This window comes from Protofrankia sp. CiT1 (assembly GCF_917627335.1).
Classification (GTDB): domain Bacteria; phylum Actinomycetota; class Actinomycetes; order Frankiales; family Frankiaceae; genus Protofrankia.
This window is the reverse complement of record NZ_CAKJTP010000059.1, coordinates 1-19745: the sequence shown is the minus strand read 5'-3', so window position 1 is coordinate 19745 and position 19745 is coordinate 1. Positions and strand designations below refer to the sequence as shown.

21 protein-coding genes are annotated in these 19745 nt (G+C 68.5%); 9 read left to right on the top strand and 12 right to left on the bottom strand.

Annotated features, from left to right (window positions below; all coding sequences use genetic code 11):
* From MJ785_RS11845 to MJ785_RS11820, 6 genes are all read right to left on the bottom strand, one after another.
* Nucleotides 1-538, bottom strand: a 538-nt coding sequence (locus tag MJ785_RS11845; RefSeq protein ID WP_239380827.1) for an N-acetylmuramoyl-L-alanine amidase, incomplete at its 3' end; no start/stop codon positions are given.
* Between the two features lie 153 nt (nucleotides 539-691).
* Nucleotides 692-1618, bottom strand: a complete 927-nt coding sequence (locus MJ785_RS11840) for a CoA ester lyase (RefSeq protein ID WP_239380825.1) — start codon at nucleotides 1616-1618, stop codon at nucleotides 692-694.
* Nucleotides 1615-2691: a CoA ester lyase gene (locus tag MJ785_RS11835; protein ID WP_239310068.1), complete on the bottom strand. Its 1077-nt coding sequence runs from the start codon at nucleotides 2689-2691 to the stop codon at nucleotides 1615-1617. Before MJ785_RS11835 ends, MJ785_RS11840 begins: the two co-directional genes overlap by 4 nt.
* Before the next feature lie 300 nt (nucleotides 2692-2991).
* Nucleotides 2992-3396, bottom strand: a complete 405-nt coding sequence (locus tag MJ785_RS11830; RefSeq protein WP_239380823.1) for a type II toxin-antitoxin system VapC family toxin — start codon at nucleotides 3394-3396, stop codon at nucleotides 2992-2994.
* A complete protein-coding gene (locus tag MJ785_RS11825) occupies nucleotides 3393-3623 on the bottom strand; it encodes a DUF1778 domain-containing protein (RefSeq protein WP_239377038.1) in 231 nt (76 codons plus the stop codon). The genes MJ785_RS11830 and MJ785_RS11825 overlap by 4 nt, the downstream gene beginning before the upstream one ends.
* A 38-nt stretch (nucleotides 3624-3661) precedes the next feature.
* Nucleotides 3662-3961 (bottom strand): hypothetical protein, encoded by a 300-nt coding sequence (locus MJ785_RS11820; RefSeq protein ID WP_239380821.1) that lies wholly within the window; start codon nucleotides 3959-3961, stop codon nucleotides 3662-3664.
* Nucleotides 3962-4294: 333 nt separating this feature from the next.
* On the opposite strand from MJ785_RS11820, the gene MJ785_RS11815 reads away from it, so the two are divergent.
* The gene (locus MJ785_RS11815; protein WP_239310072.1) at nucleotides 4295-4537 is read left to right on the top strand and encodes a WhiB family transcriptional regulator; all 243 of its coding nucleotides are present in this window, start codon (nucleotides 4295-4297) and stop codon (nucleotides 4535-4537) included.
* Between the two features lie 330 nt (nucleotides 4538-4867).
* Here MJ785_RS11815 and MJ785_RS11810 read toward each other — a convergent pair whose 3' ends face one another.
* The 3 genes from MJ785_RS11810 to MJ785_RS11800 form a co-directional block, all read right to left on the bottom strand.
* Nucleotides 4868-5671, bottom strand: a complete 804-nt coding sequence (locus tag MJ785_RS11810; RefSeq protein ID WP_239310073.1) for an enoyl-CoA hydratase-related protein — start codon at nucleotides 5669-5671, stop codon at nucleotides 4868-4870.
* A gap of 71 nt (nucleotides 5672-5742) precedes the next feature.
* The gene (locus MJ785_RS11805) at nucleotides 5743-5922 is read right to left on the bottom strand and encodes a hypothetical protein (RefSeq protein WP_239310074.1); all 180 of its coding nucleotides are present in this window, start codon (nucleotides 5920-5922) and stop codon (nucleotides 5743-5745) included.
* A gap of 118 nt (nucleotides 5923-6040) precedes the next feature.
* Complete coding sequence (locus tag MJ785_RS11800; protein ID WP_239377037.1) at nucleotides 6041-7297, bottom strand: acyl-CoA dehydrogenase family protein; 1257 nt, start codon at nucleotides 7295-7297, stop codon at nucleotides 6041-6043.
* A gap of 387 nt (nucleotides 7298-7684) precedes the next feature.
* Here MJ785_RS11800 and MJ785_RS11795 point away from each other — a divergent pair, with 387 nt between their 5' ends.
* The 5 genes from MJ785_RS11795 (at nucleotide 7685) to MJ785_RS11775 (ending at nucleotide 14412) form a co-directional block, all read left to right on the top strand.
* Complete coding sequence (locus tag MJ785_RS11795) at nucleotides 7685-8605, top strand: acyl-CoA thioesterase II (RefSeq protein WP_239310076.1); 921 nt, start codon at nucleotides 7685-7687, stop codon at nucleotides 8603-8605.
* A 98-nt stretch (nucleotides 8606-8703) separates the two neighbouring features.
* The gene (locus tag MJ785_RS11790) at nucleotides 8704-9912 is read left to right on the top strand and encodes an amidohydrolase family protein (RefSeq protein ID WP_239310077.1); all 1209 of its coding nucleotides are present in this window, start codon (nucleotides 8704-8706) and stop codon (nucleotides 9910-9912) included.
* 142 nt (nucleotides 9913-10054) lie between these two features.
* A complete protein-coding gene (locus MJ785_RS11785) occupies nucleotides 10055-11773 on the top strand; it encodes an amidohydrolase family protein (RefSeq protein WP_239310078.1) in 1719 nt (572 codons plus the stop codon).
* Between the two features lie 72 nt (nucleotides 11774-11845).
* The gene (locus tag MJ785_RS11780) at nucleotides 11846-12964 is read left to right on the top strand and encodes a Zn-dependent alcohol dehydrogenase (RefSeq protein ID WP_370652930.1); all 1119 of its coding nucleotides are present in this window, start codon (nucleotides 11846-11848) and stop codon (nucleotides 12962-12964) included.
* Nucleotides 12964-14412, top strand: a complete 1449-nt coding sequence (locus tag MJ785_RS11775; RefSeq protein ID WP_239380817.1) for an aldehyde dehydrogenase family protein — start codon at nucleotides 12964-12966, stop codon at nucleotides 14410-14412. Before MJ785_RS11780 ends, MJ785_RS11775 begins: the two co-directional genes overlap by 1 nt.
* Before the next feature lie 109 nt (nucleotides 14413-14521).
* Here the strand turns inward: MJ785_RS11775 and MJ785_RS11770 are convergent, their stop codons facing one another.
* A complete protein-coding gene (locus MJ785_RS11770; protein ID WP_239380815.1) occupies nucleotides 14522-15751 on the bottom strand; it encodes an acetyl-CoA C-acetyltransferase in 1230 nt (409 codons plus the stop codon).
* Between the two features lie 294 nt (nucleotides 15752-16045).
* Here MJ785_RS11770 and MJ785_RS11765 point away from each other — a divergent pair, with 294 nt between their 5' ends.
* From MJ785_RS11765 to MJ785_RS11755, 3 genes are all read left to right on the top strand, one after another.
* Nucleotides 16046-16867: an enoyl-CoA hydratase/isomerase family protein gene (locus tag MJ785_RS11765; protein WP_239310081.1), complete on the top strand. Its 822-nt coding sequence runs from the start codon at nucleotides 16046-16048 to the stop codon at nucleotides 16865-16867.
* Nucleotides 16868-17005: 138 nt separating this feature from the next.
* Nucleotides 17006-17467 carry a MaoC family dehydratase gene (locus tag MJ785_RS11760; protein ID WP_370652693.1) on the top strand — a complete coding sequence of 154 codons (462 nt, stop codon included), beginning with the start codon at nucleotides 17006-17008 and terminating at the stop codon, nucleotides 17465-17467.
* Between the two features lie 192 nt (nucleotides 17468-17659).
* Complete coding sequence (locus MJ785_RS11755; RefSeq protein ID WP_239380805.1) at nucleotides 17660-18448, top strand: SDR family NAD(P)-dependent oxidoreductase; 789 nt, start codon at nucleotides 17660-17662, stop codon at nucleotides 18446-18448.
* 180 nt (nucleotides 18449-18628) lie between these two features.
* On the opposite strand, the gene MJ785_RS11750 is transcribed toward MJ785_RS11755, so the two are convergent.
* Entirely contained in the window at nucleotides 18629-19048 is a 420-nt protein-coding gene (locus tag MJ785_RS11750; RefSeq protein WP_239310084.1) for a MaoC/PaaZ C-terminal domain-containing protein, read from the bottom strand.
* A complete protein-coding gene (locus tag MJ785_RS11745; RefSeq protein WP_239345135.1) occupies nucleotides 19048-19536 on the bottom strand; it encodes a MaoC family dehydratase N-terminal domain-containing protein in 489 nt (162 codons plus the stop codon). The genes MJ785_RS11750 and MJ785_RS11745 overlap by 1 nt, the downstream gene beginning before the upstream one ends.
* Between the last annotated feature and the right edge of the window lie 209 nt (nucleotides 19537-19745).

Sequence of the window (19745 nt, the reverse complement as noted above, 5' to 3'; positions counted from 1 at the left end):
CAGTGCCCGTGCTGACAGTGCCCGTGCCGGCGAGGAGCCGCGGTTCCCGCACGATCTCCGCAGCCCTGGCGATGATCTGCGCCGCCGCGGCCGCGCGCAGCGTGCCTGGGCAGCCGAGATGATTGCCCCACGCCGCTCCCCCGTCCGAATGCATGATCAATCCAGAGTCGCCCGGGGTGTGCGTGACGGCCAGCGCCCAGCCAAAGGTCCGCACTCCGTCCGCGTATGCCTGTGCGATGTTCTCGATCTGCTGGTCGGTCAGGGCCTCGGTGTCGAAGCCCTCGGTCTCGATCGAGTCGTAGTCGGCGTTACCGGCAGCCTGCGCCCAGGCCCGGACATCCGAAGGCACGTACTGCTCCCGCTGGCCCGTCCTGCCTACCCACAGTGTCGACGACGCTCTGGATACGGGGTTGTCGAACCAGCCCGACAGGCCTCCATAGCCCTGCTGGACATGCAGGACGAGACCAATCGGACGGATCGCGTCGCCGTCGGTGTTACGAACTGGCCGGAAGGTGAATCCGGGAACGAGGTGCGCCACCAGGGCATCTTCCATGTTCCGCCGGACGGGTTTCCAGCTGGCTGTCAGCAATGGATGCCAGCCCGACCAACAACATCGTCAGCGTACGGCATCACTGCTTTGAGAGCGACCGGCAACAGGGGACGCGGCGTCGCGGGCTCGCGACGCCGGTCACTATTGCCCGGCCGTGCCAGCCGCCGCCTCCCGGTCGAGTGCGGCGATGGCCTCGCTGACCGCGAGGATGCGCCGGGCGTTGTTCACATGCAGATTTTCGATCATTCGACCGTTCACGGTGGCGACACCGTGGCCCGAGGCCAACGCCTCCTCCCAGGCCGCGAGGATCTCCTTGGACTCCTCGACCTGAGCCGGCGCAGGCGCGAACACCCGGTTGCAGGGCTCGACCTGCCCCGGGTGGATCAACGTCTTGCCGTCGAAACCCAGCTGCCGCCCCTGCACGCACTCCGCTTCGAACCCGTCGAGGTCACGGATGTCGTTGAAGACCCCGTCCAGGATGGCGACCCCGACGGCGCGAGCCGCAAGCAGACACAGCCCAAGCCCAGGCAGCAGCGGTGCCCGGCCGGGAACGTGCTCAGCGTGCAGCTCGTTGGCAAGATCGTTAGTGCCCATCACCAGAACGGCAAGTCGTTGCGAGGCTCGGGCGATCTCCTCGGCATGCAGCATCGCGACCGGGGTCTCGACCATCGCCCAGATCCTGGTGCGGTCGGGCGCGCCCGCGGCCTCGAGGCTCTTTTCGACGGCGTGCACGTCCTGGGCACAGGAGATCTTCGGGACGACCACGCCGTCCGGGCCGGCGGCCGCCACGGCCCGCAGGTCATCGGTATGCCAGCGGGTGTCCAGCCCGTTCACCCGGATGGTCACCTCGCGCCCGCCGTAGGCCTGATCAGCGACCTTCGCGCAGGCCCGCTCACGGGCGGCCTCCTTGGCGTCCGGCGCGACAGCGTCCTCAAGGTCGAGAATCAGCGCGTCCGCAGGGATGCCGCGGGCCTTCTCCAACGCCCGCTCGTTCGCGGCGGGCATGTACAGAACGGAGCGCCGCGGCCGATACGCGAGCGCCGCGGTGCCGGCCGGGGTGCTGCTCATCGGGCGGCCTGCCCGGCCAGATCGGTGAAGCCGTAGGCCTCGGCCAGATGCGGGTCGCGCGCGGCCAGGGTCCGCGCGAGGTTCAGGACGACCTTGCACTGTTTGACCGAGGCGTCATCCTGCATCTTGCCGTCCACCATGATTGCCCCAGTTCCATCGCCCATTGTATCGATCACATGTCGAGCCCAGGCGACCTCGGCGGGCTCCGGGCTGAAGACCCGCTTCGCGATGTCGATCTGCACCGGATGCAGGCTCCAGGCGCCGACACAGCCGAGCAGGAACGCGTTGCGGAACTGGTCCTCGCAGGCCACGACGTCCTTGATGTCACCGAATGGCCCGTAGTACGGCAGAATCCCGTTGGCGGCGCAGGCGTCCACCATCCGGGCGAGGGTGTAGTGCCACAGGTCCTGCTGATAGGTGGCGCGCGGCGCGTCCGGGTCGGCCGCGGACGGATCCTGCCGGACGAGATACCCCGGATGCCCGCCGCCCACCCTGGTGGTCTTCATCCGCCGGTCCGCGGCGAGGTCGGCGGGCCCGAGCGACAGGCCCTGCATGCGTGGGCTCGCCCCGGCGATCTCCTCGACGTTCGCGACACCGCGGGCGGTCTCCAGGATGGCGTGGACAAGCAGCGGCCGGGTGAGCTCCGCCTTCGCCTCAAGCTGGGCAAGCAGGCGATCGACGTAGTGGATGTCCTCCGGCCCCTCGACCTTGGGCACCATGATGACGTCCAGCTTGTGGCCGATCGCCGGGACGAGCGTCAGCAGGTCGTCGAGGCCCCAGGGCGAGTCCAGGCTGTTCACCCGCGTCCACAGCTGGGTGTCACCGAAGTCCGTGGCCGCGGCGAGCTTCGCCAGCCCCTCCCTGGCCGCGATCTTCGCGTCGGCCCGGACACCGTCCTCGAGATTGCCGAGCACCACGTCCAGGCGGGGCAGGATATCCGGGACCTTCGAGGCCATCTTCGCGTTGCTCGGGTCGAAAAAGTGGATCACGCGGGAAAGCCGCGGTGGGAGCTCCCGCAGCGGCGCCGGCGCGCCCACCGCAAGCGGAGCGAAGAAGTCCTTCGGGTTGCGCATGGGAGCACTCCTGTCGGCGCGTCCGTCCTGTACGGGTTGTGAACCACGCCCCGGACGGAAGATCCTCGTGCTGGTCGCGCGCCAGCCGCGGGGCAAGTATCCAGCCCGGGACGCTCACGGGCATCTGATCGGCGGGAAAAGGAGATGAGCGCCAACCGCGGGCGGCCCACCGCCGGCCTGTGCCCTGCCCCTCGCCCGGTCGCTCAGCTCGGCACCTTCACCGGGATGTTCCAGCCGTCCGCCCGGCGGACCTGCCAGAACAACTACGACGCTGTCCTGGGCGCGCCCGTCGACGCGCCGTCAATACGCGATCAGATCGATGATACAGCCGATTCCGGAAGCCGCCGCCAGTTTGGCGTCACAGGTGATGACCGCGCTGTCGAGCCTTTCGGCGAGCGCGACGTAAGCGGCGTCGTAGGGGGTGACGTTCTCGCGGAGCTGCCACATCCGTTCGAGCAGCGGAGCGATCGGCATGCGGCGGATGGGAAAACCCGCCAAGTGGCGTAACGCCCGGGGGGCCACCGCCTGCAGGCTCGGATTACCGCGAGCCAGGCCACGCAGTGCGGACGTCACCTCCACGTCCAGGTGCGCTGGCGCGAAAAGCGCATGACCGGCGGAAAAACGCGCGACGATACGCGGACGCCGGGGATCTGAAACCGCGTAGAAGGCGACCAGAGCCGACGCGTCGATCACTACCAGGCTCACGAGCCGTCCCGGGCCTCGCGCACCGCGGCCACGGCGTCCTCAAGGGTGACGCCTGTTCTCTGGGGGGGTTCGTACGACGCGACGTAGTCGGCCAGCCTGACCACACGGGCCACCTCGGTGAGCCGTTCCACCACGAAGGCGTTCAGCGACTGGTGGCTTGCCGCCGCTGCGTCGGCGAGAGCCGTGTAGATCTCGTCGGGTACGTCACGCAGGTTCATCCGCCTCATGGCGCCATTATGGCACCACTCGTGCCGAGTCGTCGTCGCTATCGCGTGGCCGCCACGGCTACGTGGCTCCATCCCCCGACCGAGACCGCTGAGGGCGCTGAGACCCGCAGCGGGACGTAGACATCCCGCATGGACAGTTCCTTGCCACGGGCGAACGCCGGCCGGAAGGTGGCCTGGTCCGCGAGGACCTTCAACCGGTACGTGCGCAGGGATCGGCGGTGCAGCAGGCGGCTGCCCGAGAAACGCCGCTGGAGACGCCGGCCGAGCGCCTCCACCATCTTCGTGATCCACTCCCTGGCGACAGCGAGCAGGATTCCGCCCAGGAAGGCCGCGACCACAGCTAACCACTCACCCGGCATTCAGCGCCCCCCGCACCTTGAGCCCCACGACCATGAACCATGAACCATGAACCATGAACCGCGCGCAAAGATCATTAATCGTGAGAGTAACTATATCATTCCCGTCAGCCAATAGATGTCAGCCATCGCGTGGAACGTACGGCTCGGAGGAAGGGCGGCCCAGCTGGGGCCGGCCGAGCCCACCACCAGAGCACCCCTGCTCTGTTGTTGACAATTGAGAGCATGTTGTGCTTAATAAGCGGGCCTCCGCGCCTAGCATCATCCGGGCCAACCATCATCCGGGCTGACGCCCTGGCAAAAGGGGGTACGAAAATGGACTGGCGCCGCCGAGCCTTCTGTCGGGGCACGGATCCCGAGATCTTCTTTCCGACCGGAACGACCGGACTGGCCGCGAGCCAGATCGATACCGCGAAAGCCGTATGCCGGCGATGCGCAGTCACCAGCGAATGCCTGGCGTGGGCTCTTGAAGCCCGTCAGGACAGCGGCGTCTGGGGCGGGCTCAGCGCGGATGAACGGCGCGAGCTCCGGCGCGACACGGTCCACATGCCGGTATAACCGCGGCCCATCCGGCGCACCCGCGATATCGGCCCGCCCGCTCGAAAATCCACGATCTTTCGAGGCCGGTATGACAAGAAAGCATCAAATGATCTTAGAGTGACAGACAACACGGGACGTGGCGTCGCGGGGCTGGGGCACCCGCGCCTCGCGTTGTTGTCGTCGGTCGTCACCCAACATCTCCGGTGGCTCCCCGCGTCGTCTCGCGATACGCGCGCCCCAGTCCCACCCTTTGATCCACATCCTTCTTGCCGGGTGCTCTTACAGACCCCGAGAAATCACATAGATCCGCGCCGGCTCCGGTCCACAACAACCCCGGCCGGTTGAGGATCAGCGGGGCGGGAGCGGGCGGAAATTCGGCGGTCGGCGTTCCACGAAGGCGGCAACCCCCTCGCGGAAGTCGATGCGCCGATCGGTGTCCCGGACCAACGCCTCGGCGTCAAGTTGGGCGTCCGCAAGCGTCCGTCCCCAGTCCGCCGCCAGCTGCGCCTTGACCGCGGCCATCGCCACCGGGGCGCAGTTGGCGACCAGATCGGCGGCATACGCCCGCGCGGCCGCCACGAGCTCCTCCCGCGGAAACACCCGGTCGACCAAACCGAGTGCCAACGCTTCCTCAGCGACCACAACCCGGCTGGAGACAAGCAGGTCCGCCGCCCGCGCAGGTCCGATCATCCGGGTCAGCAGCCAGCTGGCGCCGAACTCGGCCGGCAGCCCCCGGCGGGTGAAGGAGGCGGCGATCTTGATGCCAGCCGCCGCGAACCGAAGGTCGCACGACAGAGCCTGGATCAGACCGATGCCGGCGCAGGCGCCGTTGACGACCGCGATGGTCGGCTTGCGCAACGAACGGGCATGGGTCATGGGACGGGTCCGCCACGCGGGCCTGTCCGCGGCCGGTCCCTGCGACACGTTGTCAAGATGGCCCATATCCATACCGGGGCAGAAGCTGTTGCCAGCCCCGGTGACGAGCACGACCCGGACAGCGGGGTCGTCGTCGCAGGCGTCGAGCAGGTCGAAAAAGGCCCGCTCCATCTCGAGCGTCCAGGCGTTCTTCCGCTCGGGCCGGTGCAGGGTCAGCGTGGCGATGCCACTGTCGACGTCACAGCGCACGAGCTCGGGCGCCGAGATGATTGTCACGAATGTCAGCCTATCCACGTTTCAGTTGGCAACAACAATTTTCAGCCGGCGACGACAGGATCCGCCCACCGCTACGCGGCGGCCATCCGTTCCAGCCGGCAGTGCTCGTTGTGGGCCAGGGTCGCGTTCCAGTAGCCGGCGGCGTCCCGCCACAGTTCAATGACGCCCGCACAACACAGGCAGGAATAATCCATCGCCGCCTCCACAAGCAGTTCCGGCGGCACCGTGTCGCTATCGACCTGTACCTTCACCACACACCTCCGTGCTAACTCGACAACTTGAGGTGACTCGACGGGCCTCGGCTGCCCGGCAATCGCGCACTGCATTTCCGTGTTTCCATGTTTCCGTGTTTCCACGTTTCCGCGCCTGTCAACGACTGCCGGTGGTCCCACCTTTCCCGGCCCGGCCAGCGGCTGCTGGCTCCTTGGGCAGCCCGAGAACGGTTTCACCGAGAATGTTGCGCTGGACCTGGGAGGAGCCCGCGTAGATGGTGCCCGCCACCGCGTTGTACAGGGTGCCGAGCCAGGACGCGGTGGAATTCGGGGAGCCCGGGTCATCGGTGCGGTAAGCCCGCGGCGGCCGACGCCCCTCGGCAACCATGGCCGCCGCGCCGAACACGTCCAGACTCAGGTCAGTGACCTTCTTGTGGTATTCGCTCCAGTACAGCTTGCTGATCGATGACTCGGGGCCGGGGGGCCTGCCCCGCAGGTAACCCGTGAGGACGCGGTAGCCGAGGAAACGCATGACCTCCACGCGGGCATAGCAGTCCGCGAGCCGCTGCCGCACGAGCGGATCGGTGTCGAGCCCTCGTTCACGGACCAGGTCGCGCAGCCGGTCGAGCTCGTTGCGGAACAGCACCGGGTTCGTCGCGGCTTCCTCACCACGCTCGTAGCCCAGCAGGGTCATCGCGACCTGCCAACCGGCGTTGACCTTCCCCACCACGTTGTCCGCGGCTGTGCGCGCCCCGGTGAAGAAGACCTCGTTGAACTCGCTGTCGCCGTTCATCGCCGGGATCGGTCGTACCTCGATCCCCGGCTGCCGCAGGGGGACCAGCAGGAAGGAGATACCGCGATGCGGTGGCGCGTCCGGATCGGTGCGGGCCAGCACAAAGATCCAGTCTGCTTCGTGCGCCATCGACGTCCAGATTTTCTGGCCGTCGAGAACCCATTCGTCGCCGTCGAGGAAGGCTCGGGTACGCAGGGACGCAAGGTCCGAGCCCGCGCCCGGCTCCGAATAGCCCTGGCACCACTTCTCCTCGCCCGACAGGATCTTCGGGAGAAACCTGTGCTTCTGTTCTTCGGTGCCGGCCCGCAGCAACGTGTTGCCGACCATCTTGACGCTGAACGTGTCGTTACGGATACCCCACGGCGCGCCAGCCTGGGCGAGCTCCTCCATGAGGACCACTTGTTCGATCTTTGTCAGCCCGCCGCCGCCGTATTCCGCGGGCCAGGAGACGCCGAGCAGCCCCGCCTGAAACAGCCGATCCCGCCAGTCACGAGTGAAAGCCTCGGCCTCGTCGGCGGCAAGACTGCCGATCCCCCGCCAGCCCTCGGGGAGGTTCGTCGCCAGAAACGCGCGGACGCGGCCCCGGAACTCCTCCGCCTCGGGCGGATACCCGAACTCCATCGCACCCCACTCCGTCGACGGGTCTGGGACCCGCCACCAGCCCCCGCAACATCGTCTATATGTTCTAACTAGATCGTGTGTGCGCGCAAGCCATCCGGGCTGGGACGGCCAAGAGGCTCCGGCAACAGGGGCGTGGATCAAGGAGCGGGGTTGAGTGCGTGCCCCAGCGCCACGACGCCGTGCCCCTGCTGCCGGTCGCTCACAACAGGCCCGCGGGCGACGGGAGCCGATGCCCGCGCCAGCAAAAGATCATCTTGATGTCATCAATCATTTTTCTCATAAAACTATTTTTGATCAACTCGTCGGAGACCGGGACATCCCGTCACGATCAGCTCGACATCATCATCATAACGTAGTATAAGTTCAAAAATATATAGGATGAGAGGTGTGATCGTGACGCACCCGGCTGCTGACAGCGGCGGAGTCACCCTGACGTCCGCGCTGCGACCCCTGCTCGAGCTGGCGAGCGTCCAGGCGGACGTCTTCCGAGGACGTAGCCGCGAGAACGAGCCCACCAGGACCTTCGGAGGGCTTTTCGCCGCACAGGCGCTGGCGGCCGCGGGCCGCACGGTCACCGACGACCGGCGGGCCCACAGCCTGCACGTTGTCTTCCTGCGTCCGGGCACGGTCGGCTCGGCCACCGAGTACAGCGTCGAGAGGCTCCGCGACGGCCGCGGATTCAGCTCCCGCCGCGTGGTCGCCACCCAGGACAGCGGAGAGATCCTGCAGGCCTCGGTGTCATTCCATGTGGGCGAGGACGGCTACGAGCACACGCCGCGGCCACCGGCGGTTCCCGGCCCTGATGAGCTCCCGCCGGCAAAGTCGTGGTTCACCGCGGCCGGTGACGAACTCGACGGCTGGTACAACATCTACCTCGGCAGCCATCCGGTGGACTTCCGCTTCGTGGGTGAGCCTCCGCCGCTGGCGGCCCGCCGCGGCCAGCCATCCACCGGGCTGCGGGTCTGGATCCGTGCCAGCGACCCACTCGGTGACGACCCGGTGGTGCATGCGAGCGCCATGACCTACGCCTCCGACCTGTTCCTGCTCGCGTCGGCGCTGCTCCCGCACGGCCAGGTGTTCGGCACCGGATCCGTCGTCGGCGCCAGCCTCGACCACAGCGTGTGGTTCCACCGCCCCTTCCGGGCCGATGAATGGCTGCTTTTTGACAAGGGCAGCCTCTGGGCGGGCTCCGGGCGGGGGCTGACGAAGGGCTCCGTGTTCGACCGCTCCGGGCAGCTCGTGGCGTCCGTCATCCAGGAGGGGCTCCTGCGCCTCACGCCCGCGACAGCACCACACCAGCACCGGTAGACGGCGCCGGCAGGCGCGGCGGCGCGGCGGCACGGACCCGCCGTTGTCCAGATTGGCACACGTGCGTTAATTTACGGGATGCCGGTGGGAGGAGCCCGATGAGCACACCAAAGATCATTTCTGTTGACGACCACGTCCTTGAACCGGGTGACCTGTGGCAGCGCTATCTGCCCGAACGATTCCGGGATGACGGCCCCCGTCTGGTGCGGCTCAAGGGACGCTTCGGGAGCCACGCCCGCAGCAGGTGGCGGGAGGACGAGGACGGCCAGTGGGCGGACGTCTGGGTGTTCGGGGACGTCAAAATGGAGATCCTCCCGGGCTTCGCGGCAGCGGGAAAGGACCAGGACTACCTCGGCGAGCACTGGGAGGCCATGACCTACGAGGACATGCGGCCGGGCTGTTACGACCGGACGGCGCGGCTGGCCGACATGGATGCCAACCACACCGAGGCAGGCCTGAGCTTCCCGACGTTTCCGCGGTTCTGCGGACAGACGTTCCACGAGTGTGCCGACCGTGACCTGGGCCTGGCATGCGTACAGGCCTACAACGACTGGATGATCGACGAGTGGTGCGCCGACGAGGCGTACGGCCGGCTGATCCCGTTGACCCTGATCCCGCTGTGGGACCCGGAGCTCGCGGCGGCGGAGATCCGCCGCTGCGCGGCCAAGGGGTCACACGCGGTCTGCTTCTCGGAGAACCCGGCCAAGCTGAAGCTGCCGAGCATCCACACCGACCACTGGGATCCGTTGTTCGCCGCGTGTGAGGATACCGACACCGTCCTCAACCTGCACATCGGCTCGTCCTCCACGTTCCCGATGACCTCGGTCGACGCGCCGCGGGCCGTGTCGCTCGCCCTGACCTACCAAGGTGCCGCCCACGCGTTCGCGGACTGGCTCACCAGCGGCGTGCTGGAGCGTTTCCAGGAGCTGCGCGTAGCGCTCAGTGAAGGCCAGATCGGCTGGATGCCGTTCATCCTGGAACGGCTCGACAGCATCTGGGAACAGCGCCCGGTCTACGGCAACCTGAATGGCCGGCTGTCGTGCCCCCCGAGCAGCTACGTCCGCGACCGGATCTACGGGTGCGTGTTCGACGACGCCATCGGTCTCACCCTGCGCCACCGTATCGGCATGAAACAGATCATGTTCGAGACCGACTACCCGCACGGCGACTCGACGTGGCCGAACTCGAAGGTGGTTTTTGAAAAGATCGTCGCAGCGGCGGATCTCAACGCGGACGAGGCGTACCTGCTGGCCCGCGGCAACGCCATCCGCTGCTACCGCCTCGGCCGGTACGGGATCACCGAGTAGGGGCAATCTCTCCATGGCTGTCTCCGGCGGCGCGCGACAGATCCCCGCGCCGCCCCTGGCGAGCCCACCCATCACCGCTGCCTAACCGCCAACCGCCAACCGCCTAACCGCCTAACCGCACCACGCTTCACCAGGAGGAACCGTGCACGACATCGTCATACGCGGGGGCCAGGTCGTCGACGGCACCGGAGCCCCCCGCCAGCGGGCGGACATCGCGATCGACGGTGGGCGCGTCGTCGCGATCGGTGCCGTGCCGGACGCCGGACGCCGGACGATCGACGCCGACGGGCTCATCGTGAGCCCCGGGTTCGTCGACATCCACACCCATCTCGACGTGCAGGGCTTCTGGGACCCCACGCTCTCGCCGTCACCCCTGCACGGGGTCACCACCGTCCTGGGCGGTAACTGTGGGTTCACGGTCGCTCCGCTCGACGACACAGCGGGTGACTATCTCATGCGGATGCTGTCCCGGGTGGAGGGCATGCCGCTGGAGTCGCTACAGGTCGGCGTGCCGTGGGACTGGCGCAGCACCGCGGAGTTCCTCGACCGGCTCGACGGGACGCTCGCCGTCAACGCCGGTTTCATGGTCGGGCATTCGGCCATCCGCCGGGTGGCCATGGGGCCGGCGGCCACCGAACGGCCGGCGACCGACGACGAGCTCGAGACAATGAAGCGGCTGTTGCGGGCAGGCATCGCCGCCGGCGGTCTCGGCTTCTCCTCCACTTGGTCGCAGAGCCACAGCGACGCCGACGGGCGACCGGTCCCGTCCCGCGCCGCCCCCGCGGAGGAACTGTTCGCCCTGGCCGCGGTGGCCGGTGAGTTCGAGGGCACCTCGCTGGAGTTCCTCCCTGTCCTTCCCCAGCGGGGCGGTTTCAGCCAGGAGATCACCGACGTCATGGTCGGGATGTCGGTGGCCGCCCGCCGGCCGCTGAACTGGAACATCCTCACCGTCACCGCGAAGACCCTGCCCGACGCCCTCGCCAGGCTCGAAGTCGGCGACATCGCGCGGGCGCGCGGCGGGAAGGTCATCGCCCTGACGATGCCGGACACCCCACCGGCCCGGTTCTCCTTCCGCGCCGGCTTCGTCCTCGACATGGTGCCGGGGCTGCACGACTTCCTCTTCCTGCCGCTGGACGAGCGCCTGGCGATCCTGCGTGATCCCGACCGCCGGCGTGAGCTGCGCCGCGCCGCCGAGGAACCCTCCGCCTTCAGCCACCTCGTCGACTGGGGCTCCCGGCACATCATCGAGACGTTCAGCCCGCAGACCAAGCCGTATGCCGGACGGATCGTCGGCGACATCGCCGCTGAGGAGGGCCGCGACCCGTTCGACGTCCTGATGGACATCGTCGTCGCCGACGACCTGAAGACGACGTTCAGCAACCCCTCCCGGGAGGCACAGCCGGAGGACTGGCAGGCTCGGGCCCAGATCTGGCGCGACCCCCGGGCCGTCGTCGGCGCGTCCGACGCCGGGGCACACCTGGACATGGTGGAGTTCTTCGGCTATTCGACGATGCTGCTGCAACACGGGGTCCGCGAACAGCAGGTCGTGACCCTCGAGGAGGCCGTCCGCCTCATCACCGACGTCCCGGCGCGCCTGTACGGCCTGCGCGGCCGCGGGCGCCTCCAGGCCGGCGGCGCCGCCGATATCGCCATCTTCGATGAGACGCGCATCGCCCGCCAGCCCACCGAGACGCGTTTCGACCTGCCCGCCGGCGCGGGCCGTCTCTACGGCGAGGCCGACGGTGTCCGGCACGTCCTGGTCAACGGCATCGAGATCGCCCACGACGGCGCGTTCACCGGGGACTTCCCCGGGACGATCCTGCGCTCCGGCCGGGACACCGAGACCCCGTCCCTCGACTGATGGCCCGGCAGCGGCGACGCCCCGGAAAACGGCGATGCTCCGGAGGACAAAGTGCCCGGTAACGAGAAGGGTATGACGATGAAGACTCGTGCCGCGGTTCTGCACGGCAGAGGCCAGCCCTGGTCTGTGGAGGAGCTCTCGCTCGACGCTCCCAGAGCCGGCGAAGTTCTCGTGGAGACCATGTTCGCCGGGTTATGCCATTCCGACGATCACCTCGGCAAGGGCGCGGGCTTCCACTTCCCGCTGGTGGGCGGCCACGAAGGCGGTGGCGTGGTGCGGGCGGTCGGCGCCGGGGTCACCCGGCTGCGGCCGGGTGACAAGGTCGTCACCTCGTTTCTTCCCGTGTGCGGCCACTGCCGCTGGTGCACATCCGGTCACTCCTACCTGTGCGACGCCGGTTCCACCACCCTCACCGGGGCCTTTGCCGACGGTAGTTATCGGTTCGCGCTGGGTACGACCGGCATCGGCGCCTTCTGCACGCTGGGGACCTTCTCCGAGCACTTCGTCGCGCACGAGTACTCGCTCGTGAAAGTGCCGGACGACACCCCGCTGGATGTGGCCTCCCTCGTCGGCTGCGGGGTGCCCACCGGCTGGGGCTCGGCGGTCAACGCCGCGAACGTCCGCCCAGGTGACGTCGTGGTCGTCTACGGCATCGGCGGCATCGGAGCCGCCGCGGTCCAGGGTGCGCTGCTGGCCGGCGCCGCGACGGTCGTGACGGTGGATCCGGTGCCCTTCAAGAACGAGTTCGCCAAACAACTCGGTGCGCACGCCGGCTTCACCGAGCATTCCGAGGCCTTCGACCACGTTCACAATCTCACCCGAGGCGTCCTGGCCGACAGCGTGATCCAATGCGTGGGCGTGGCCACCCCGGAGGTCATCCACCAGTGCTACGAGATGACCCGCAAGGGCGGCACCCTCGTCCTCACCGGCATAGCTGACCGCTACGAGGAAATCACGGTCAAACTGCCCGGAGGGATGCTCACGTCGTTCGCGAAGAAGGTCGTCGGCTGCCTGTTCGGCTTCTGCAACCCGCACCAGGACATCCCGATGCTCCTGGAGCTCTATCGCAACGGCCAGCTGAAACTCGATGAGATGGTCACCCGCCGCTATTCGCTGGACGAGGTCAATGAGGGATACCAGGACATGACCGACGGGCGGAACATCCGCGGTGTGATCGAGCTGGGCCGCTGATGCGGCCCAGCAGCCAGGACTCGTTCTTCATCGGTGGAGAATTCCGCCCGGCCACCGGTGACCGGCGTTTCACGGTCGTCAGCCCCGCCACCGAAGATGTCGTCGGCAGCGCGCCGTGCGGCGAGCCCGCCGATGTCGACGCGGCTGTCGCCGCGGCCCGGGAGGCCTTCGACACCGGCCCGTGGCCCCGGATGACGATCGGGGAGCGGGCCGCTCACCTCACCGGGTTCGCGAACGAACTCGCGGCGCGCCGCAAGGAGATAGGCGAGCTCGTCCTCGACGAAATCGGCCTGCCACGGCGGGCGGCCCAGGCCGAGCCCGTCGGCATGATCGCCCTGCTGCGCTACCATGCCGGTCTGGCCGAGCAGATGACCATGAGTGAACGCCGGACGGGCCTGTTCGGCGCCTCGGCGGACGTCACCCGGGAGCCCGTCGGTGTCGTGGCGGCAATCCCCGCCTGGAACAGCCCGCTCGTGCTGGCCGCCAACAAGTTCGCCCCGGCCATGCTCGCCGGCTGCACGGTCGTCTGCAAACCCGCGCCGGAGACCTGCCTCGACACCTATCCGGTGGCCGAGGCCGCCCGCGCCGCCGGGATCCCCGCCGGTGTGCTGAACCTGGTGGCGAGCGACGGCGTCGGCGGTGACCACCTCGCCCGGCACCCAGGAGTCGACAAGATCGCTTTCACCGGCAGCACCGCGACCGGTCGCGCGGTCGCCGCTGCCGCCGCGAGCCATCTGGCCCGGGTCAGTCTCGAACTGGGCGGCAAGTCCGCCGGCATCGTGTGCGACGACGCTCCACTCGACGCGGTCGCTGCCGCGATCGTCGCGGCGGTCACTCTTGTCAACGGGCAGGCCTGTATCGCGCTCAGCCGCGTCCTCGTCAGCGAGCGGCGGCACGACGAACTGATCGACGCGCTGCGGACCGCCTTCGAGGCGCTGGTCGTCGGCGATCCCCGTGACCCCGCCACCGCGGTTGGCCCGTTGGTCAGCCAGCGGCACCGGGACCGGGTGCTGGGCTACATAACGGACGCCGAGAAGGACGGCGGACGGGTGGTCACCGGCGGCGGCCCGCCGCCGCACACCACGCGGGGCTGGTACCTCGCGCCCACGCTCGTCACCGGCGTGTCGCCGACGTCGCGGATCGCCCAGGAGGAGATCTTCGGCCCGGTCCTCACCGTGCTGACCTACCGTGACCTCGACGATGCCGTTGCCATCGCCAACGGCACCCCGTTCGGGCTGTCCGGTGCCGTCTTCTCCCAGGACCTCGACCAGGCCCGCCAGCTCGCCGGCCGCATCCGCAGCGGCAGCGTTGCGATCAACAAGGGGGCCGCGATCGACTTCGCGCTGCCCTTCGGTGGGTTCGGCTCGTCCGGCTACGGGCGCGAGTACGGCCCGGAGGGCGTGGCCGAGTACCTCGAACACAAGACGATCTTTCTTGACACACCCTGAGGCCCCCGCGAGGAGCCAGCACCCGATGGTCGGCCGTGGTGTCCCGAGGGGGTACCACGGCCGACCACGGCCGGTCCGATGACGCGCTCCCGGGCGTGCCCGGCAGGGGTCAGATCCGCTCCACGATCGTCGCCGTGCCCATGCCGCCGCCGGTGCACATCGTCACCAGGCCGATGGTGCTGTCACGCCGCTCAAGCTCGTCCAGCACGGTCTGGATGAGCATCGGGCCAGACGCTCCGATCGGATGGCCCAGCGCGATCGCCCCACCGTTGACGTTGACCCGCTCCGGGTCGAGATCAAGATCGCGGATGGTCTTCAACGGGACCGCGGCGAAGGCTTCGTTGATCTCCCAGAGATCGATGTCGGCCACGGTCATGCCCGCCTTGGCCAGGCAACGCAGGCTGGCCGGACCGGGGGCGGTCAACATGATCACAGGATCGGCGCCCGCCACCGCGGTCATCCGGACGCGCGCTCGCGGGGTCAGCCCGTGGGCGCGGGCGTAGTCGGGCGAGGCAAGCACGATCGCCGACGCGCCGTCGACGACGCCGCTGGAGTTGCCCGCGTGGTGGACGTGGCGGATCTCGCCAGCCTGGGGATAGACCTCGCGGCACATGTCGTCGAAGGACCGGTCGAAGCCCGGCTGCACCTGGGTCGCCAGCTGCTCGAACGACGGCATCAGCTTCGCGAGTGTGGCCACCGTCGTATCGGGGCGGGGGAACTCATCACGGTCGAGGGCGAGCGTGCCGTCGAGATGCCTGATCGGCACGACCGAGCCGTCGAACCGGCCCTCGGCCACGGCCTTGGCGCACCGCTCCTGGCTTAGGGCTGCGAAGGTGTCCACGTCCTCGCGGGTGAAGCCCTCCAGCGTCGCGATGAGGTCGGCGCTGACGCCCTGCGGGACCATCGGGTAGAGCTCCCGCAGATGGGCGTTGCCCGCGTCGAGCGTCACCACGCCCTCGGCCACCGGCCAGCGTGACATCGACTCGACGCCGCAGCCGACAACGAGATCCTGGTGACCGGACAGGATGCCCATCGCCGCCCAGCTGACCGCCTGCTGGCCGGATCCGCAGTACCGGTTGAGGCTCGAGCCGGGTGTCTCGACCGGCCAGCCGGCCGCCAGCAACGCGAGCCGACCGATGTCGGCGCCATGTTCCCCGGTCTGCATCCCGTTGCCGGCGACCACGTCCTCGACCTCGAGCGGGTCGAAGCCGACGCGGTCACGCAGGGCGTTGAGAACCTGCGCCAGCACCTCCTGCGGGTGCAGCGGGTGCAGCGATCCGGTCACCTTGCCCCGGCCACGTGGTGACCGTACTCCATCGATGATCCACGCCTCGCGCACAGCAAGCCTCCGATAATATTGGAATATTTATATAAACGATGCCATGAGCGACACCGAGGTGCGACAGTCCAGCCGGGCGCTCACCCGCCGCCACCACGAGCGCCCCGGACCCCGTTGACCTCGTCAGCCTCGTCGCCACAGGCCTCGACGTGCGACACTTAATCAGTAAGCGTATTAATCGATTCGTCGAGTAGTGTGCTTCGGAACCAGCCGTCCCGACCAGCCGTCATCGACGAGACGACCACAGCTGATCCCCCTGCCGCGGGCCGCGGCGCGACAACGCTGGAGTCACGTGTGAGCGACCGATACGACGACTTCCCGACGCTGCGTTTCGAGCGACCCGCGCTCGGCGTTCTGCGCATCGTGCTCGACGCACCCAATCTCAACGCGGTCAGCCCCCGCATGCACCGCGACCTCGCCGAGGTCTGGCCGGTCATCGACCGCGACCCTGAGACCCGTGTCGTGCTCGTCCAGGGCGAGGGCAAGGGGTTCTCCGCCGGCGGCACCTTCGACCTGCTCCAGGAGATGGCCGACAGCCCCGGGGTCCGCACCAGGGTCCTGCACGAGGCGCGCGCCATGGTCCTCGGCGTGCTCAACCTGTCCAAGCCAGTGGTCTCGGCCATGCACGGCCCGGCCGTCGGCGCGGGTCTCGCCGTCGGCATGATGGCCGACATCTCGGTGGTCGGGCGCCACGCGACCATCGTCGACGGCCACACCCGCCTCGGTGTCGCGGCCGGCGACCACGCCGTGCTGTGCTGGCCGCTGCTGTGCGGGATGGCCAAGGCCAAGTACTACCTGCTCACCTGCGAACGCCTCACCGGCGAGGAGGCCGAGCGCATCGGGCTGGTCTCGCTGGCGGTGGACGACGACCAGGTCCACGCCCGCGGTCTCGAGGTGGCGACGTCACTCGCGACCGGTTCGTCCGACGCGCTGCGCGCGACCAAGTCCTCCCTCAACCACTGGTACCAGCTGCAGCTGCCCGCGTTCGAAGCCTCGCTCGCGCACGAGTTCTACGGCTTTGCGAGCCCGTCCGCGCAGGAGGGGATCGCCGCCATCCGGGAGAAACGCCGGCCGGACTTCATCGCCGTCGAGGCGCGGCACCGCGCCGACATCTGACCGACCGCCGGCCGTCCGACCAGGAGCTCAGCCATGACCAACAGCACGACGACCGACAGCACAACGACCGGCAGCACGACGGCCGGGAGCGAAGCCCCCGCGTCGAAGAGCGGCGATGTGCCACTGCTGGCGCCTGGAATGACCTGGGAGGAGATGCTCCCGGGAACGGCGTTTCGCACCTCGGCCCGGACCATCACCGAATCCGACCTCATGACATTCATCCAATGGGCCGGCTTCAACGAACCGCTGTTCGTCGATGCCACCCACGCCGCGGCCGGGGGGTACACCGGCCGGCTGGTACCGGGGGCCTTCGTGTACTGCATCGCGGAGGGCCTGGTGCTCCAGACCAACGCGCTGCATGGCACGGGCCTGGCGTTCCTGTCGATGGACCTGACGGTCAAGGGCCCCACCTACGTCGGCGACACGCTGCACGCGATCGTCGAGACCCTGTCGGCTCGCCCGACCAGCAAGCCCGGACGCGGCATCGTGGCCAGCCGTGTAACGGTACGCAACCAACACGGCAAGGACGTCATGGTCTTCACGCCGACCCGCATGATCCGCGGACGCGACTTCGTCGAGACCGACGGCGCCGGCCACTGATCGCCTGATCGCCTGATCGCCTGATCGCCTGATCGCCTGATCGCCTGATCGCCTGATCGCCTGATCGCCTGATCGCCTGATCGCCTGATCGCCTGATCATTATCAGACCAACCTGGTCGGCCGCTGGGTGCGCGGTGGCGGTTCTTACCACGCACCCAGCGGTCCCGGGAGTCGCTAACCGTAGGAGGGTCCGTGGGGACGCTGGACGGAAAGGTCGCGCTGGTCACCGGGGCCAGCCGCGGCATCGGAGCGACAGTGGCGCTCCGGCTCGCGAGCGAGGGAGCCCGGGTCGCGGCCATGGCGCGTACCCTCGACCCCGACCCCCGGTACTCAGGAAGCCTGCGGGAAACGGTCGAGAGCATCCGGGCCGCCGGTCACGAGGCCGTCGCCGTCCGCGGCGACCTCTCGTCCGCCGAGGACCGGCGCCGCATCGTCGCCGAGACCGTCGAGGCATTCGGCCCGGTCGACATCCTCGTGAACAACGCCGCGGTCACCTTTCTCGCGCCAGTCGAGGAGTTCAGCGAGAAGCGTTTCCGCCTGATGATCGAAGTGCAGGTGTGGGCGCCGTTCGAACTCACCCAGCTCGTTCTTCCCGGCATGCGCGCGCGGGGAGCCGGCTGGCTGCTCAACATCTCCTCCCGGGCCGCGCAGCACCCCGAGGGCCCGCCGTTCGACGCCGTGTACGAACGCGGTTTCTCCGCATACGGGCTGTGCAAGGCGGCGTTGGAGCGTTTCACCACCGCGGTCGCGTCCGAGGGGTACCGTCACGGCATCCGCGCCAACGCGCTCGCCCCGCTCGACAACGTCGCGACACCCGGAGCGGGCGCGCACGACCTCGTCGCGGACTTCCCGCTCGAGGATCCCTCGGTGCTGGCCGAAGCCGCACTGGCCCTGGTCGAGGGAGACATCACCGGACGGATCGCCTACAGCCAGACGCTGCTGGACGAACTCGGCCGCAAACCCGCCGCGACGGCCGGCTGAAACCGGCTCTGGACGGCCCAGGCGGCCAGAAGAGCAACGGCCATCCAGAAGATCGGCGCGAGTGTGTCGTCAGGTACGCGTTTCCGGCAGGAACACACTCGCGCCGATCATTTTTTCTCGTTGTCGCCCCAAGCGCCCCGGGTTCCCGGGTTCCCGGGAACCCGGCGGGAGCCTGGGAGCTCAGTCCACGCGGGCGGTGGCGTAGCCGGCGATGACCTCCTCGCCCCGCTCGTTGACCGTGACCACGTCGAGGTCGACGAGGGCGACGCCGTCGTCGTCGCGCAGGCCGGCAATGACGACGCGGGCGGTCAGCCGGTCACCCGGCCAGATCTGGCTTTTGAACCGGACGCCGTAGCGGGTGAGACGGCCGTCACCCACCAGATCGGTGACGGCGCGGGCGGTCATACCCATCGCCAGCATCCCGTGCGCGAACACACCCGGGTAGCCGGCCGCGTCGTGCGCGTACACACCATCGGTGTGCAGCGGGTTGTAGTCCCCGGAAGCACCGGCGTACTGCACGATCTGCGTCCGGGTGAGGTCCTCGACGAGCACCTGCTCGCGAACCTCGCCGACCTTCACGTCAGCCCCACGTAGTGCCATCAGTTCGCTCCCTGCTCAACCGGCTTCTCCGGTCGTACGCTCACACCGCGGGCCCGGACCACCAGCTCACCGGCGGCGTCCCGGTACTCGGTGACCTGTTCTTCGAACACCAGCCTGCCGCCGCGCCGGCCCGTCTTCTCCCAGGTGTCGCCCGGGATGGTGGTCACCTCGAGCACGTCCCCCGGCCGGACCTGCCGGAAGTACTCGAAGTGCTGCTCGGCGTGCAGCCGGCCACCGCCGGAGACGGGCTCGGTGACTCCGGTGGGCTCCCGGCCGGAGCCGAACCACGGCTCGCCGGCATGTGGCCGCAGCGGGTAGTCGGGGTCGTACTGGGCGGAGGACTGCACAAACGTCGGCGGGGCGATGATGCCCGCGGCCTCGGACTCGCTGGCCCGCCGCGCGTCGTGGTAGACGGGGTTGGGATCCCCGACCGAACGCGCGAAAAGCATGATCTGACCGGCCTCCACCGGGAACGTGAACTGCCCCACGAATACTCCTCTACTCCTCGTCGTTGAAGGCGGGCGGCCGAGGATTCCAGCCACCAGATAGAGCAATCATTAATACTTTTACCGGCTTAGAGCGCCCGAGGATAGGGCGTTCGGTCAGTGAGCGGCTCATCCGCGCCCGGTCCGGCAAGGCGGCGGAGGAAGGCGCCCTGGTGGTGGGCGCCGACTGACGACAACGCGGCCGGGCGGGA